The 15,475-nt window shown below is 68.6% G+C and carries 15 protein-coding genes; 6 read left to right on the top strand and 9 right to left on the bottom strand.

The window, feature by feature from the left end; genetic code table 11:
- Positions 1-110: 110 nt before the first annotated feature.
- The 6 genes from chvE to ACFOY2_RS03955 form a co-directional block, all read right to left on the bottom strand.
- The gene (gene chvE / locus ACFOY2_RS03980; protein ID WP_379526528.1) at positions 111-1,229 is read right to left on the bottom strand and encodes a multiple monosaccharide ABC transporter substrate-binding protein; all 1,119 of its coding nucleotides are present in this window, start codon (positions 1,227-1,229) and stop codon (positions 111-113) included.
- A 214-nt stretch (positions 1,230-1,443) separates the two neighbouring features.
- Positions 1,444-2,421: a galactofuranose ABC transporter, permease protein YjfF gene (gene yjfF / locus ACFOY2_RS03975; protein WP_379526527.1), complete on the bottom strand. Its 978-nt coding sequence runs from the start codon at positions 2,419-2,421 to the stop codon at positions 1,444-1,446.
- Positions 2,422-2,425: 4 nt separating this feature from the next.
- Entirely contained in the window at positions 2,426-3,451 is a 1,026-nt protein-coding gene (locus ACFOY2_RS03970) for an ABC transporter permease (protein ID WP_379526526.1), read from the bottom strand.
- Positions 3,448-4,959, bottom strand: coding sequence for a sugar ABC transporter ATP-binding protein (locus ACFOY2_RS03965; RefSeq protein WP_379526525.1), 1,512 nt, complete (start codon positions 4,957-4,959; stop codon positions 3,448-3,450). The genes ACFOY2_RS03970 and ACFOY2_RS03965 overlap by 4 nt, the downstream gene beginning before the upstream one ends.
- A 58-nt stretch (positions 4,960-5,017) precedes the next feature.
- Entirely contained in the window at positions 5,018-5,989 is a 972-nt protein-coding gene (locus tag ACFOY2_RS03960; protein WP_379526524.1) for an ABC transporter substrate-binding protein, read from the bottom strand.
- A gap of 122 nt (positions 5,990-6,111) precedes the next feature.
- On the bottom strand, positions 6,112-7,092 hold the full coding sequence (locus ACFOY2_RS03955; protein ID WP_379526990.1) for a LacI family DNA-binding transcriptional regulator: 981 nt from the start codon (positions 7,090-7,092) through the stop codon (positions 6,112-6,114).
- A gap of 136 nt (positions 7,093-7,228) precedes the next feature.
- Here ACFOY2_RS03955 and ACFOY2_RS03950 point away from each other — a divergent pair, with 136 nt between their 5' ends.
- From ACFOY2_RS03950 to ACFOY2_RS03940, 3 genes are all read left to right on the top strand, one after another.
- Positions 7,229-7,552 (top strand): DUF4236 domain-containing protein, encoded by a 324-nt coding sequence (locus ACFOY2_RS03950; protein ID WP_379526523.1) that lies wholly within the window; start codon positions 7,229-7,231, stop codon positions 7,550-7,552.
- Between the two features lie 53 nt (positions 7,553-7,605).
- Positions 7,606-7,791 (top strand): DUF4236 domain-containing protein, encoded by a 186-nt coding sequence (locus ACFOY2_RS03945; protein ID WP_357826447.1) that lies wholly within the window; start codon positions 7,606-7,608, stop codon positions 7,789-7,791.
- Between the two features lie 61 nt (positions 7,792-7,852).
- Positions 7,853-9,331 carry a pyridoxal-dependent decarboxylase gene (locus tag ACFOY2_RS03940; RefSeq protein ID WP_379526522.1) on the top strand — a complete coding sequence of 493 codons (1,479 nt, stop codon included), beginning with the start codon at positions 7,853-7,855 and terminating at the stop codon, positions 9,329-9,331.
- 37 nt (positions 9,332-9,368) lie between these two features.
- On the opposite strand, the gene ACFOY2_RS03935 is transcribed toward ACFOY2_RS03940, so the two are convergent.
- The gene (locus ACFOY2_RS03935) at positions 9,369-10,316 is read right to left on the bottom strand and encodes a helix-turn-helix transcriptional regulator (protein WP_379526521.1); all 948 of its coding nucleotides are present in this window, start codon (positions 10,314-10,316) and stop codon (positions 9,369-9,371) included.
- A gap of 68 nt (positions 10,317-10,384) precedes the next feature.
- On the opposite strand from ACFOY2_RS03935, the gene ACFOY2_RS03930 reads away from it, so the two are divergent.
- Complete coding sequence (locus tag ACFOY2_RS03930; protein WP_379526520.1) at positions 10,385-10,906, top strand: nucleoside-triphosphatase; 522 nt, start codon at positions 10,385-10,387, stop codon at positions 10,904-10,906.
- Positions 10,907-10,911: 5 nt separating this feature from the next.
- Complete coding sequence (locus ACFOY2_RS03925; protein ID WP_379526519.1) at positions 10,912-11,379, top strand: AAA family ATPase; 468 nt, start codon at positions 10,912-10,914, stop codon at positions 11,377-11,379.
- A 31-nt stretch (positions 11,380-11,410) separates the two neighbouring features.
- Here ACFOY2_RS03925 and ACFOY2_RS03920 read toward each other — a convergent pair whose 3' ends face one another.
- The gene (locus ACFOY2_RS03920; protein WP_379526518.1) at positions 11,411-12,262 is read right to left on the bottom strand and encodes a hypothetical protein; all 852 of its coding nucleotides are present in this window, start codon (positions 12,260-12,262) and stop codon (positions 11,411-11,413) included.
- Positions 12,263-12,542: 280 nt separating this feature from the next.
- Here ACFOY2_RS03920 and ACFOY2_RS03915 point away from each other — a divergent pair, with 280 nt between their 5' ends.
- Positions 12,543-14,672 carry a M6 family metalloprotease domain-containing protein gene (locus tag ACFOY2_RS03915; RefSeq protein WP_379526517.1) on the top strand — a complete coding sequence of 710 codons (2,130 nt, stop codon included), beginning with the start codon at positions 12,543-12,545 and terminating at the stop codon, positions 14,670-14,672.
- A gap of 205 nt (positions 14,673-14,877) precedes the next feature.
- On the opposite strand, the gene ACFOY2_RS03910 is transcribed toward ACFOY2_RS03915, so the two are convergent.
- Entirely contained in the window at positions 14,878-15,288 is a 411-nt protein-coding gene (locus tag ACFOY2_RS03910) for a DUF6223 family protein (protein ID WP_379526516.1), read from the bottom strand.
- Between the last annotated feature and the right edge of the window lie 187 nt (positions 15,289-15,475).

Below are 15,475 nucleotides of genomic sequence, written 5' to 3'. Positions count from 1 at the left end.
CTCGCTCATAAAGAAGAAATCCGCGGATCAGGCGCGGGTTTCCGGCGGCGGCCCCGGGAACGTGCTTGCCCGGGAGTCCCGGGGACCGGCGATCCCCGGGGCCGGTGCCGTTACTTGAGCTGGTCCTCGGTGTAGTAGTTGCCGCCGATGATGACGTCCTTGTAGTTGCCCTTGTCGACGATCACCGGGTCGAGCAGGTACGACGGGACGACCTTGTTGCCGTTGTCGTAGTCCTTGGTGTTGTTCACCTCGGGCTGGCCGCCCTTGAGGACGGCGTCGGCCATCTTCACGGTCTGCTCGGCGAGCTTGCGGGTGTCCTTGAAGATCGTGGAGTACTGCTCGTCGGCGATGATCGACTTGACCGAGGCGAGCTCGGCGTCCTGGCCGGTCACGACCGGGTAGGGCTGGCCGCTGGTGCCGTAGCCGGAGCTCTTCAGCGCCGACAGGATGCCGATGGACAGGCCGTCGTACGGGGAGAGCACGCCGTCCACCTTGGTGCCGCCGGTGTAGGTCTTGGTGAGGATGTCCTCCATGCGCTTCTGCGCGGTGGCCGGGTCCCACCGAAGGATGGCGGCGGTCTTGAAGTCGGTCTGGCCGCTCTTGACGACCAGGGTGCCGTCGTCGATCTTCGGCTTCAGCACCGACATGGCGCCTTCCCAGAAGAACGTGGCGTTGTTGTCGTCGGGCGAGCCGCCGAACAGCTCGACGTTGAACGGGCCCTTCTTGCCCTCCTCGACGCCGAGGCCCTTGACCAGCGAGGTCGCCTGCTGCACGCCGACCTTGAAGTTGTCGAACGTGGCGTAGTAGTCGACGTTCGGGCTCTTGCGGATCAGCCGGTCGTAGGCGATGACCGGGATCTTGGCGTCGGCCGCCTGCTGGAGCTGGGAGGTGATGGCCGTGCCGTCGATCGAGGCGATGATCAGGAGCTTGGCGCCCTTGGTGATCTGGTTCTCGATCTGGTTGGCCTGCGTCGGGATGTCGTTCTCGGCGTACTGGAGGTCGACCTTGTAGCCGAGCTTCTCGAGCTGCTGCTTGACGTTGTCGCCGTCGTGGATCCAGCGCTCCGACGACTTGGTGGGCATGGTGACGCCGATCAGGGCGCCCGCGTTACCGGCGGCGGCCGAGGAGGAGGCCTCGGCGTCGACGGTTTTCGTGCTCGAACCACAGGCCGTCATCGTCGCGGCGAGCGCGAGGGCGGACACCACGCCCCCGATTCGTCCCAACCTCATGTCAATCTCCTTGCGATGGGGATCGCGCTAACGCGCAGCGGACAGCTCGCAGTGCGTGGACGCGAACTGCTGCCGATAGCGAAGGATTCGATCACTGAACGTGATGAACTAGAACAAGATTCGCGTTCGCTTCCGCCGATTGTTATCGCTAACAACTTCCATGTCAACGGTCGCGGATAACCGACCGGAAACTTTCACGTAACTTTCGCCCAGCTCAGCGGCGCGATCGGGCCGAGAACAGGCGCTGTAGCAGGATGAAGACGAAGAGCAACATTCCGATGAAGATCTTGGTCCACCATGAGGACAATGTCCCTTCAAAGCTGATGACCGTCTGGATCAGTCCGAGCACGAGCACCCCGAGCACGGTGCCGAACAGGAAGCCGCTGCCGCCGGTCAACAGCGTGCCGCCGATCACCACCGCCGCGATCGCGTCCAACTCCATTCCCACGGCGTGCAGCCCGTAACCCGAGAGCATGTAGAAGGAGAGCAACACTCCACCGAGCGCGGAACAGAACCCGCTGATCGTGTAGACCGTGATCTTCGTCCGCCCCACGGGCAGGCCCATCAGCAGCGCCGACTGCTCGCTGCCGCCCGTCGCGTAGACCGACCGGCCCAGGCGCGTGTAGTGCAGCACGTACGCCGCCACCAGGACGACCACCACGGCGACGATCACGCTCGGTGATATCCACAGATCGGCGAACAGGTCGATCCGCGTCTGCGCGAACGCCGTGAACATGGGATCCTCGATCGGGATCGAGTCCGTCCCGATCGTGTAACACAGCCCCCTGGCCAGGAACATGCCCGCCAGCGTCACGATGAACGGCTGGATGTCGAAGGCGTGGACGATGTACCCCATCACCAGCCCCAGCCCCGACCCGATGACCAGCACCAGAGCGATCACCAGGTACGGCGGCCACCCCGGCCCCGCCATGAGGCCGGCCGAGATCATCGTCGACAGCGCCACCACCGAACCCACCGACAGGTCGATGCCCCCGGTGAGGATCACGAACGTCATCCCGACCGCCACGACCAGCAGGAAGGCGTTGTCGATGAAGACGTTGAGTATCACCTGGCCGCTGGCGAACCCCTCATAACGGATCCCGCCGACCACGAACATCGCCACGAACAGGCACCCGGTCACCAGGACCGGCAGGTACTTGGCCGGCACCCGCCCCACCGTGAACGCACTCACGCGCTCAGTCACCACAAGCCGCTCCCGCCTCTTCTCGGACTTTCTTCTGACTCGGTGGGTTCGGGGGCGACGGACGCCGGCGGAAGAGCTTTTCGCGGAACGACGGCGACTGGATCAGGCAGACCGCCGTCACCACCAGCGCCTTGAACAGCAGCGTCGTCTCCGGCGGCACCCCGATCGAGTAGATCGTCGTGGTGAGCGTCTGGATGATGAGCGCCCCCAGCACGGTCCCGCCGAGCGAGAACCGCCCGCCGGACAACGAGGTGCCGCCGATCACGACGGCCAGGATGGCGTCCAGCTCGATCCACAGGCCGGCGTTGTTGCCGTCGGCGCTGGAGACGTTCGAGCTGATCATGAGCCCGGCGACGCCCGCGCACAGGGCGGCGAAGGCGTACACCATGATGATGATCCCGCGCGCCCTGATGCCCGCCAGCCGGCTCGCCTCGGCGTTGCCGCCGACCGACTCGATCAGCATGCCCAGCGCCAGCCGCCGCGTCAGGAAGGCGGTGACGGCCAGCACGGCGATCACGATCAGGATGCCGAACGGCACGGTCAGCAGGTAGCCGCCGCCGATCACCTTGTACGCCGGGCTGTTGACGGTGATGATCTGGCCGCCGGTGATGAGCTGGGCCAGGCCGCGTCCGCCCACCATGAGGATGAGCGTGGCGATGATCGGCTGGATGCCGACGCCCGCGACCAGGAACCCGTTCCACGCCCCCAGCAGCAGGCAGAGCCCGAGCGCCGCGGCCACGGCGGTGAACACGCCGGCGTCCTGGCTGATCTGCAGGCACGCCAGCGCGCCCGAGATCGCCACCACCGAGCCGACCGACAGGTCGATGCCGCCCGTCGCGATGACCAGCGTCATCCCCAGCGAGACGAGGATCAACGGCGCGCCGAAGCGGAGGATGTCGATCAGGCTGCCGTACAGGTGGCCCTGCCTGACCTGGATCGAGAAGAAGCCGGGCGTGAAGAACACGTTCAGCGCCAGCAGCAGTAACAGGACCACCACCGGCCAGAGCAGCCGTCTCATGAGGCCCGGCCTCCGCTCGCGATCGTCTCCATGAGCACGTCCGTCGTCAGCTCGTCGTCGTTGGGCAGTTCGGCCACCAGCCGCCGGTCGCGCAGCACCTCGATCTTGTGGCTGAGCCGCAGCACCTCCTCCAGCTCGGCGGAGATGAACAGCACCGCCATGCCGCCGTCGGACAGCTCCGCGACCAGGCGCTGGATCTCGGTCTTGGCGCCGACGTCGATGCCGCGGGTGGGTTCGTCCAGGATCAGCAGCCGGGGCGCGAGGATCAGCCACCTCGCCAGCACGACCTTCTGCTGGTTGCCGCCGCTGAGGTTGCGTACCAGGTGCTCGGGGTTGGGCGGGCTGATCTTCAACGCCTTGATGTACCGGCCGACCAGCTCGTCCTGCTGCTCGCGCGGCACCGGCCTGGTCCAGCCCCTGGTGGCCTGCAGGGCCAGGATGATGTTCTCGCGCACGGTGAGGTCGGGGACGAGCCCGTCCTCCTTGCGGTTCTCCGAGCAGAAGGCGATCTTGTGGTTCATGGCCGCGCGCGGCGTGCGCAGCGAGACCGGCGCGCCGCCGATCGTGATCTCGCCCGTGCCTGCGTGGTCGGCGCCGAACAGCAGCCGGGCGATCTCCGTACGCCCGGAGCCGAGCAGCCCGGCCAGGCCCACGACCTCGCCCTCGTGGACGGTCATGGTGAACGGCTCGATGGCCCCGGCCCGGCCCAGCTCGCGCGCCTCGACCAGCGGACGGTCGAAGACCTTGGCCGCGCCGTGGATGCGTTCGAGCGCGGCCAGCTCCTGGCCGATCATCTTGGCCACCAGCTCGACCTGCGGGAGCTCCCGCGTCGGGTACTCGCCGACGAGCCGGCCGTTGCGCAGCACCGTCATCCGGTCCGAGATCTCGTAGATCTGGTCGAGGAAGTGGGAGACGAACAGGATGGCGATGCCCTCCTCCTTCAGCCGGCGCATCACCCTGAAGAGCTGCTCGACCTCATCGGCGTCGAGGCTGGAGGTGGGCTCGTCCAGGATGAGCACGCGGGCGTCGACGTCGACGGCCCGCGCGATGGCCACCATCTGCTGGATGGCCAGGGAGTAGGACGACAGCGGCGCGGAGACGTCCAGGCTCAGTTCCAGCCGCGACAGCAGCTCGCCCGCCCTGGCCCGCATGCGTTTCCAGTCGATGCGCCCGAGGCGGCGCGGCTCGCGGCCGATGAAGATGTTCTCGGCGACCGAGAGGTTCGCGCAGAGGTTGACCTCCTGGTAGACGGTGCTGATACCGGCCTGCTGCGCCTCCAGGGGGCTGCCGAAGGCGACGGGCGCGCCGCCCAGCTCGATCGTGCCCGTGTCGGCGGGGTGGACGCCGGTGAGCACCTTGATCAGGGTGGACTTGCCCGCGCCGTTCTCTCCCATGAGCGCGTGCACCTCGCCCGGCAGCAGTCGCAGGTCCACGCCGTCCAGGGCCCGCACGCCCGGGAACTGCTTGCCGATCCCGCTCATCGTCAGGACCGGCGGGGGTACGGCCATCGGCCTCTTCCCTTCCGTCGAAGACCGGGCCGACCCGCGGACCGGCCCGGTCGCCTGGTCAGTACTGGCGGGTGGACAGGACCTGCTTGGCCTGGTCCTGGGTGAACGTGGTCTCCTCGGTCACCACCCGTGCCTGCACCTGCTCGCCCTTGACGACCTTCTTGGCCAGGTCCATGAGCTGCGGGCCGAGCAGCGGGGAGCACTCGACGATGAAGTTGATCTTCCCGTCGGCGAGCGCCTGCATGCCGTCCTTGACGGCGTCCACGGTGATGATCTTGATGTCCTTGCCGGGCGCCTTGCCCGCGCCCTCGATGGCCTCGATCGCGCCCAGGCCCATGTCGTCGTTGTGGGCATACAGCACGTCGATGTCGGGGTTGGACTTCAGGAACGCCTCCATGACCTCCTTGCCCTTGGCCCGGGTGAAGTCACCGGTCTGCGAGGCGATGATCTGGAACTTGGCGTCGGCCCCGATGACCTCCTGGAACCCCGACTTGCGGTCGTTGGCCGGGGCCGAGCCGGTCGTGCCCTGCAGCTCGACGATCTTGACCGGGTCCTTGGCGTCCTTGTACTCCTCCACCAGCCACTGGCCGGCCTTCTTGCCCTCCTCGACGAAGTCCGAGCCGAGGAAGGTCTTGTAGAGGGAGGTGTCCTTGGAGTCGACGGCGCGGTCGGTCAGGATGACCGGGATCTTCGCGTCCTTGGCCTCCTTGAGCACCGTGTCCCAGCCCGACTCCACCACCGGCGAGAAGGCGATGACGTCCACCTTCTGCTGGATGTAGGAGCGGATGGCCTTGATCTGGTTCTCCTGCTTCTGCTGGGCGTCGGAGAACTTGAGCGTGACGCCCGCGTTCTTGGCCGAGTCCTGGACGGACTTGGTGTTCGCGGTCCGCCAGCCGCTCTCCGCGCCGACCTGGGAGAAGCCCATGGTGATCGAGTCGCCGCCGCCGCTGCCGCCACTGCCTGAGCCGCATGCTGTCACCGACATCGCGGTGAGCCCGGCGACCACCAACGCCGAGATCCTCTTTAACACGTGGGGGGTTCCCTTCTGATGTGAACGCTAACATTCCCGGGCGGGCGTCAGCGCCTCCTGCCTTCCTGTCCAGTCCGATCCACGCCGCGTCCGGCGACCACCGCGGGCCGCGACGTCCGCGCCTACGCCCGTGCCGTGCTGCCCCGATGCACGAACGTCGGCGGCACCACGAGCCGCTCCCGTTCCTGATGACCGCCTTCGAGCTGCCGTACAAGCACCTCGATGCCGTGCCTGCCCACCGCGTCGAAGTCCTGTCTGATGGTCGTGAGCGGCGGCGAGAAGAACTCCGATTCCGGGATGTCGTCGAAGCCGACGACGCTCACCTGCTCGGGCACCCTCACCCCCTGCTCGGTGAACGCCCGCAGCACGCCGAGCGCCATCTGGTCGTTGGCGACGAAGACCGCGGTCACGTTCTTCATGCTCGCCAGGCTGCGCCCCGCCTCATACCCCGAGCGTGGGCTCCAGTCCCCGGCGAGCGGGCGCGGGGCCTCGCGGCCCGCCTGCTCCAGCGCGGCCCGCCACCCGGACACGCGCCCTTCTGCCTCCAGCCAGTCGGAAGGGCCGCTGACGTGCCAGACCGTCTCGTGGCCCAGCGACAGCAGGTGCTCGGTGGCGAGCCTGCCGCCCGCGACCTGGTCGACGCAGACCACGCAGACCTCCCCCGCCTCGCCGCCCTCGACGGCGACGGTGGGGATGCCCAGCGGCAGGTCGGCCAGCGCCTGCGCCGCCGAACGCTGCGGCGCGACCACGACGATGCCATCCACGCCCTGGTCGGCCAGGTAGTCGAGGGCGTCGCGGACGCCGGCCCTGTCGATGGACCTGAGGCTGACGATGCTGACGAAATAGCCGGCCGACCTGGCCGCCCGCTCGATCCCGTAGACCGTGCTGGCCGGGCCGTACAGCGTGGTGTCGAAGCTGACCACTCCGAGCGTTCTGGAGTGCTTGGTCACCAGGGCGCGGGCGACGAGGTTGCGGCGGTAGCCGAGCTTGTCGATCGCTTCGAGCACCCGGGCGCGGGTTTCGCTGCGTACGTTCGGGTGGTCGTTGAGCACGCGTGAAACGGTCTGATGCGACACCCCGGCCTCCTTGGCCACGTCGGCCATGACCGGCAGGCGGCGTCCCAGGCTGGATCTCACGCGTGCTCCTCTCCTGGCTTGGCCCGACTGTGAACGTTAACAACCGACCCGTCAAGGGCCCCGCTGATTACGGTCGGGTTACGCGAACGGTGACCGCCCGGAAGTGAGTCGTGACCCGGCCGCCGCCGTCGAGAACGTGTTCACCTGGTGGCACTTGGTGCGCCGGTGGAACTCAGCCCACGGGCCGGCCGTTGTCCAACGTAGAGCGCATGACGGCAGAGGAGGGGCATTGGGCTGGCACTACAACAGATCCGTCAAGGTGGGACCGTTCCGGATCAACCTTTCGCGCCACCGTTCGGGCATGGGCGGCCGGCGGTTCCACGTCTCGACCACCCCCGACGGACGCCGTCATGTGACCCTGCGCCTGCCCGGCGGCTTCCACGTCGGTAAGACGTTCGGAAGCCCCAAGTACCGTGGACATTACTAAATCCGGGATTTCCGGGTAGCTGAACGCCTTCGCGATCTCTTGGAGGGAATGCGATGGGCTGGAGCTACCGCAAGTCGATCAAGTTAGGCCCGTTCCGGCTGAACCTGTCGCGCCGCGGTGTCGGACACAGCTGGGGCAACCGGCTGTTCCGGGTGACACGCACGGCCGACGGCCGCCGGACGTTGTCGGTCAACCTGCCCGGCGGCTTCCACTGGCGCAAGACCCTGCGCGATCGGTGACCGTTCGGAAAGGGGAGAACATCCCCTTTCCGAACGCCGCGCTGGATTGCACAGTGAGCGCATGAGCGTCCACATGAGCCCGGAGGAGTTCCGCCGCCACGGCAAGCAGGTCGTCGACTGGATCGCGGACTACCTCGCCTGTGTCGAGTCCTATCCCGTGATGTCCCAGGTGAAGCCCGGGGAGATCCGCCGGGCGTTGCCGTCGGGGCCGCCCGAGCGGGGCGAGCCGTTCGAGGCGGTGCTGTCGGATCTGGGGCGCGTCCTGATGCCGGGGGTCACGCACTGGCAACATCCGAGCTTCTTCGGCTACTTCCCGTCCAACGCCAGCGGCCCGGCCATTCTCGGTGACCTGCTGTCGAGCGGGCTCGGCGTGCAGGGGATGTCGTGGGTGACCAGCCCGGCGTGCACAGAGCTGGAGACGCTGGTGGTCGACTGGCTCGCCGAACTGCTCGCTCTGCCCGCCCGCTTCCGCACCGACGCCGCGGGCGGCGGCGTCATCCAGGACTCGGCGTCGAGCGCGAGCCTGGTCGCGCTGCTGGCCGCGCTGCACCGGGCCGGCGACGGGCGGGTCGCGGACGAGGGCGTCACCCGCCGGTACACGCTGTACGTGTCGTCCCAGACGCACTCGTCGCTGGAGAAGGCGGCGCGGATCGCGGGGCTGGGGTCGGTCGGCGTGCGGGCGGTGCGGGTCGATCCGCGTACGCTCGCCATGGACCCCGGCCACCTGCGGACCCTGCTGGCCGAGGACGCGGCGGCGGGCGCCGTGCCCACCATGGTCTGCGCCACGGTGGGCACCACCTCGACCACCGCCGTCGACCCGGTCGCCGCGATCGGCGAGGTGTGCCGCGAGCACGGCGTCTGGCTTCACGTGGACGCCGCCTACGCGGGGGTGGCGGCGCTCTGTCCTGAGTTGCGCTGGCTGAACGACGGCGTGGCCGAGTACGCCGACTCCTACGTCACCAACCCGCACAAATGGCTGCTCACCAACTTCGACTGCACCGTGCTCTGGACGGCCGACCGGGCGCCGCTGCTCGGCGCGCTGTCGATCCTGCCCGAGTACCTCAAGAACACCGCCACCTCGGTCGGCTCCGTCATCGACTACCGCGACTGGCAGGTGCCGCTGGGCCGGCGGTTCAGGGCGCTGAAACTGTGGACGGTGCTCCGCTGGTACGGCGCGGAGGGGCTGCGCGCCCACATCCGCAAGGGTGTGGAACTGGCGCAGGAGCTCGCGTCGTGGATCGCCGCCGAGCCCGGCTTCGAGGTGCGCGAGCCGCATCCGCTCGGGCTCGTGTGCTTCCGTCCCGTGTGGCAGGAGTTGGACGCCGCCGATGCCGACCGGGCCACGATGCGGCTGATGGAGTTGCTCAACACGAGCGGGTCCATGTACCTGACGCACACCCGGGTGGACGGCCGGGTCGAGCTGCGGATGGCCATCGGCGGCGTGGCCACCGAGCGGCGGCACGTGGAGCGGGCGTGGGAGCAGATCCGATGGGAGCACGCGGCCCTGTCCCGCACACTCCCAGGCGACCCGGAGCACTGACGCCAAGCCTTGGGACCTCAGGACTGACGTCAGGGCCTCATGGGCTGTTACGGGCCACGAGCTCGGTGCCGATCCTGACCAGCTCGGCCCTGACCGAGGCGGGTTCGACCACCTCCACGAGCGCGCCCCACCCGGCGAGCTGCTGGGCGATCATCAGCGCGTTCGGCGCGGCCACCCGCACCTTCGCCCTGCCGTCCGCCGCAGGCCCTTCCACCTGGCAGTGGCGGCCGAAGTGGTCGCGCAGCACCGGCAGGAACCGTTCGGCGATGAGCACGGTCGCCGACAGCAGCGAACGGTGCCGCTCGACCTCGGCCACGACCTGCCCCCACGCCTCGGACAGCTCGAACCCGGCGGGCCGCTCGAAGGCCAGCTCCGTCACCTCGGCCTCGATGATCCGGTCCACCCGGAACGTGCGCTGCCCCCGTTCGGTCCCGGCCACCAGGTACCACACCTCGTCCTTGTCCACCAGGCCCCAGGGGTCGACCAGCCGGTGGGTGCGCTCGCGGGTGCGGTCCTCGTACACGAGCCCGACCTTGCGACGGCGTACGGTGGCGTCCTGCAGGATGCGCACCAGTTCGGGCCGCTCGCCGTCGTCACGCGCGCCCCAGCGCGCGGGGTCGATCACCACCGCGTCCGCGGCCGCCTCGGCGTCGGCCCTGAACGTCTGCGGCAGGGCCCGCACCAGCTTGCGCAGCGCCGACCTGACCTCGGGCGCGACCGCCGCGGCCGGGCCCGCCAGCAGGAACAGCGCCTGCGCCTCGTTCGCGGTCAGCCCGCTGAGGTCGGTACGCGCGCCGCCCAGCAGCGACCAGCCGCCCCCGCGTCCCGGCTGCGGATAGACGGGCACGCCCGCCGCGGACAGCGCTTCGAGGTCACGGCGCGCCGTGGCCAGGGAGACCTCCAGTTCCTCGGCGAGTTCCGCCGCCGTCACCCGGCCACGAGCCTGCATCAGCAGCAGGACGGCCACAAGACGATCGGCTCGCATGGAACGCATCTTAAGCGCTCAGCCGATGAGCACTTTGGAGAAGCCTCGGGGTCTGCGATCCTGGACCCGTGTCCAGGCCACGCATCCTGCTCACCGCTCCGCCGCGCACCGGCAAGACCACCGTCATCCGCCGCCTCGCCGAGCTGCTGCGGGCGGCGGACGTGCCTGTCCGCGGGTTCCTCACCGACGAGATACGCGAGCGCGGCCGGCGGGCGGGTTTCACCGTGGAGGAGTTCGGCGGGCGCAAGGCGGTCATGGCCCACGTCTCCTGGATTTCCGGTGCCCGGATCGGGCGTTACGGAGTCAACGTCCCCGCGTTCGAACACATCGCCCTTCCCGCCATGGACCGGGCGCTGACCACGAAGGGGGCGGTCACGCTCATCGACGAGATCGGGCCCATGGAGCTGCTGTCGCCGGCGTTCATGCCGCGCTGCGAGGCGCTCTTCTCGGCCGGCATCCCGCTCGTGGCCACCGTGCACGAGCGCAGCCACTCCACGCTGAAGGCCCGCATCGACGCCGAGCTGATCACCGTGACCCCGGCCAACCGCGACGAGCTCCCCGAGCAACTCGCCCACATGTTCGGAGCCTGACGCGCGTGACCGGAGGACGACTGATCCTGCTGTGCGGCCTGCCGGGGTCGGGCAAGACCACCCTGGCCAGGCAGCTGGCCGCCGACCTGCCGGCCGTCCGGCTCTGCCCCGACGAATGGCTCGCCGACCTGGGCATCGACCACTACGACGAGCCCGCCCGCGAACGCCTGGAGCAGCAGCTCTGGCGGCACGCGCAGAACCTGCTCGGACTGGGCCTGACCGTGGTCCTGGAGTTCGGCTTCTGGTCGCGCGCGGAGCGGGACGAGCTGCGCCTGGCCGCCCGCGCCCTCGGCGCCGCCGTCGAACTGCGCTACCTCGCCACACCGCTGGAAGAGCTGCACCGCCGGCTGGAACGCCGCAACGCAACCGGCGAATGGGGTACGGTGCCGATCAGCCCGGACCTGCTCGACCATTGGGCAGCCACGCTCTTCGACCCTCCGGGGCACGAGGAGCTGGCGCTGTACGACACGTGAATGATGGAGTCCGCCTCCAGCTATGCGGCGGTCAGTCCGCGGGGGCCGGCTCGACATGGTGATCGTTGTTGGGGAAGAGGTCACCACCGTGATCGACAACGGTGCTGCACCGGTACCGGACAACCTCGATCATCGAAGCCGGATCCAGGACCTCCTCGTCACCTTCCCAGTCCTCATCCTCATCGTCCGGATCCAGGACCTTGTCCACGTTGTAATGCATTCGGCCGTCGACGAGGTAGTCGCGGCGGAAGTCAGTCCTCCACTGGGAGTTATGCCCCCAGTCGTGCGAGAGGTCGTGGGTGGATCGTGACCGGCGCCAGAAGGTCCAGTACAGGATGGACCGGTCGGCCACCCCCGCGACCAGGTGCCGCGCCCCGGCAGTGACAACCACCCCGGCCCGCATCAACAGCATCGAGCCCAACATGTAACCGGGCCAGCGCTCCTGGACGATGGAGGGTGGCTGATCAGGGTCGTCGGCCTGCCGCACCTCGACGATCTCGTGGAAGAACGGGTGGAATCCGCGCCGACCGATCCGGTCCGCGCCAAGCGCCTCGCAGAAGGAAGGATAGACACCGACCGGGGGATAGGTCTCATCCGTGATCGCCGCCGAATCGTCAGGGGGATCCTGGTAGTTCAGGATGAGCAGGTCGAGGATGCGGTTCACGGCGTACAACCGCCACAGCGAGCTGTAACCCCTTTGAGAAGGCTTCCCCAAAGGGATCAGGTGGCTCTCCGGCCTGCCCGCCTCCCGCAGCTCCATCACGTGCGCCGGATGCTCATCCAGCCACCCCAGCAGCATGTCGGTCAGCCCGTCGCCCTCGTGGCCGATAACGCTCTCGTACAGGGAACGCCAGTGGTGCCCCGAGTAGACGTCGTCGTTCATATGTCCCACGATCCCGCACGTTTTCTGGAGCGGTCCACGCCAATGGGGCTGCCACCACATCATGATCTTCGTCACGATCACGGTGAAACAGCCCGCTGCATTTGTATAGTTTCGACCAGTCGTTGCGGGATGGTAAAGCAGGTTGTCAGAGATCATCCACTCTCAGGGGCGCTTCGTTGATCACCGCTCTGGGCCCGTCGTGCGCCGGCCCCGTGGCGGCGTCACCGGACGCCTCACCTGCCTGCCGCCGCACAGAACCCCCTGAAGACGAGGACCTGGAATGGGCAATACCGGCAAGACCCCTGACCCGCGCGGGATCCGCGCCAAGGGCAGGTTAAGCAAGTGGAGAAGGCTGTGGGCGCTGCCCATGGCCGGGGCCGTGCTGCTGCCCGTCACACCCGCCGTCGCGGCACCGGCGGACCCACCGCCGCCCACCGCCAACCCCTGGCAGATGCGGCACTGGCCACAGACCCAGCCCTGGCAGCAGGCGCAGGCCACGCGCACGCTGGCGGCCGACGCGCCGTCCCCCATCGACGCGCAGGACTACGAACTGCCGGACACGATGACCTGGGACGACTACAAGGCGGTCCCGGGGACCCGCTGGAACGACCCGGCGAAGAAGGGGTCGATCAAGAACTTCAAGGGCGCGGTCGTCCTGGTGGACTATCCCGACCAGCCCTTCGTCGTGACCCAGCCGAAGAACTCCACCATCTACGGAAACCCGACCACGGCCGGTGACATTCCACCGGACCAGGTCGCCAAGTTCTACCAGGACTTCCTCAACAAACCCGGCGAGCTCAACCGCGGGCACACCCTCCACGAGTACTGGATGGAGGACTCGGGCGGTCGCTACGGCATCGACCTGACCGCGTTCGGCACCTACCGGATGCCCGGCAAGAGCCACGAGTACGGCATCGAAGCGACCATGCAGGGCGGCGAGGGGTGCCCGGCGGGCGACACCTGCAGCCGTGACCTCCGGACCGACGCGATGCCGGCGTGGACCGCCGACATCGGTGAGGAGGCCGCCGCGCAGTTCGACTTCATCTTCTACCTCACCCCCGGTCAGGACGAGACCTCCACCTGGCAGGAGTTCGGACAGATGAAGTTCAACACCAAGGAGGACGTCCCCGACGAGTGGGGACCGCCCGACACCGCGCTGCCCAACTGGAACCGCACCCGCTACGTGCCCTGGACCTCCTGGCGGTCCACGGCCACGATCTGGCCGAGTGCCCGCTTCCCCACCGAAACCACTGTGGGCAGCTCCATTCAGACGGAGAGCAACGGACAGGCGGTCTTCGCCCACGAGTTCAGCCACATCCTGGGCATCGCCGACAACTACAACAACCCCTACTCGGTCCCGCCGCGGCGCGACTACTCGGGGCCCTGGGAGATGCTGGCCCGGGGCTCCTTCAACGGCCCCGGCGGCCCGCACAGCCGCTGGTTGATCCCCGGCACCGCCGGGAGCTCGATGGGCGCGCAGCACATGCTCAGGAACAAGCTGAGGATGGGCATCGTCGACCAGGCGAACGTGCTCAGCCTGACGCGCGACGGCCTGAGCGGCTCGGGCGTGGTGGTGGCCCAGGTGAAGGCCCGCGCCGCCCAACCGGGCACAGGCGAACTGGCGGGGATCAACCTGGCCATGAACAGCGACCAGAGCCCTGCCTGCGACACCGCGACCGACCCCTACTGTGACGGCGGCGGCTACAACAACTACACCGTCGAGGTCGTCGACCGGATGGGGGCCGACTCCTTCACCCCGGACAACGGCGTGCTGCTGGCCAAGACCAAGAACGCCGACACGGCCCCGTTCATCTGGACCATCGACGCCAACCCCCAGGACATCGACAAGACCGATTTCGTCCTGCCGAACGGCACCCCGCAGAAGATGACCATCGGTGACTACCGGCAACTCTCCGACGCGCTCTTCAAGGCCGGCACCGACTCCGGCAGCCAGTACGAATACATCGACCAGGCCAACCGGCTGCACTTCTATGTTCTCAACGTCAAGCGTGACACGACGGGGATCCTGTCGTACACGGTTGCGATCCGATCGCTGGACGGCGCGGGAGCACAGGGCCGCGGAGTCCGGTTGACCTCCGGTAAGGGCGTGGCCGCACCGCAGGCGAAGTGGGTCAAGTGCACCCTGCCACTGGCCAACACCGGCACGCGCGGGACCGCACCCTACAGCGACTCCGACGTCTACCGGCTGTCGGCGACCGCGTCCGGCACGGGATGGTCGGCCTGGCTGCCCAACGCCCTCGCGACCGCGAAGGCCGGCCAGCAAACGACCGTCGAGGTCTATGCCAAGCACGCCTCGGGCGCCGCCGCCGACGGCACGGTGAAGCTGACCGCCACCTCGGAGAGCGACCCGGCCAAGACGGCGACGGCGACCTGCAAGGTCACCATCTGACCCCGTAAGGGACGATCCCGGTTGGTCATTCCTCTTGTCGAGGGAGGACGATCGACAACCAACGGCCGTCTATGGGATGGAAAACGGCGGTGTCCCGAAGGACACCGCCGTTGACCGTGAGCGATGGCCGTCCCCGGAAGGGGGCCTGTGCTCGCAGCGGGCGCCAGGGCAGCGATTGCTGGTGGCGCAGCGTGGGTGACGACCGTCAGACGCGGCGGGCGCGGGCCAGGGCGAGCCCGCCCAGAAGCATGGCGATCAGCCCCACCACCAGGGCCACGTAGCCCCCGACTATTCCGTAGCCGGTGCCGGGCCCGCCCTCGGCGGCGCCCACGACGAGTCCGCCGACGACCGCGCCGACCAGCCCCGCCGCCAGGGCCACGATGGCCCCGCGCCTTCCGTTGCCGGTGCCGAGACGGCCGGCGGGGCGGGCCAGAGCCAGCCCGCCGATGACCACGCCTGCCAGCCCCAGCAGCGCGGCCACCACGGACCAGAGACGCCCGGCGGTCAAGGCGTAGGCACTGACGGGGTCCGGCGGCGCCAGTACGTGCGCGACCGCCGGAGTGGCAAGCCCTCCGACCTGGGCGACTGCGGCGGCGAGCAGATGACGGACGGACATGAGACGCTCCTCGTCTTCCTGTGACTGGTCGGTCGCCTGATGATGTCCGGTGGACCCACCGCCGGTCGTCTTCCGAACGCGGACAATTTCGCGCTGCCGCCGATCCCGTAGCCGGCTGCCACGGACGCCGCACGAGCCGCGAAAGTACCGCGTCCGCGGTAGCCGGCCGATCGTCCGCGCGCAGGAG

The organism is Nonomuraea purpurea (assembly GCF_042650645.1).
Taxonomy (GTDB): Bacteria; Actinomycetota; Actinomycetes; order Streptosporangiales; family Streptosporangiaceae; genus Nonomuraea; species Nonomuraea purpurea.
This window is presented reverse-complemented; position numbering and strand designations above follow the sequence as displayed.

Coding starts and splice junctions, on each gene's coding strand:
- chvE (WP_379526528.1), bottom strand. CDS start 1,229: ATGAGGTTGGGACGAATCGGGGGCGTGGTGTCCGCCCTCGCGCTCGCC.
- ACFOY2_RS03970 (WP_379526526.1), bottom strand. CDS start 3,451: ATGAGACGGCTGCTCTGGCCGGTGGTGGTCCTGTTACTGCTGCTGGCG.
- ACFOY2_RS03965 (WP_379526525.1), bottom strand. CDS start 4,959: ATGGCCGTACCCCCGCCGGTCCTGACGATGAGCGGGATCGGCAAGCAG.
- ACFOY2_RS03955 (WP_379526990.1), bottom strand. CDS start 7,092: ATGGCCGACGTGGCCAAGGAGGCCGGGGTGTCGCATCAGACCGTTTCA.
- ACFOY2_RS03945 (WP_357826447.1), top strand. CDS start 7,606: ATGGGCTGGAGCTACCGCAAGTCGATCAAGTTAGGCCCGTTCCGGCTG.
- ACFOY2_RS03940 (WP_379526522.1), top strand. CDS start 7,853: ATGAGCGTCCACATGAGCCCGGAGGAGTTCCGCCGCCACGGCAAGCAG.
- ACFOY2_RS03935 (WP_379526521.1), bottom strand. CDS start 10,316: ATGCGAGCCGATCGTCTTGTGGCCGTCCTGCTGCTGATGCAGGCTCGT.
- ACFOY2_RS03920 (WP_379526518.1), bottom strand. CDS start 12,262: ATGAACGACGACGTCTACTCGGGGCACCACTGGCGTTCCCTGTACGAG.
- ACFOY2_RS03915 (WP_379526517.1), top strand. CDS start 12,543: ATGGGCAATACCGGCAAGACCCCTGACCCGCGCGGGATCCGCGCCAAG.
- ACFOY2_RS03910 (WP_379526516.1), bottom strand. CDS start 15,288: ATGTCCGTCCGTCATCTGCTCGCCGCCGCAGTCGCCCAGGTCGGAGGG.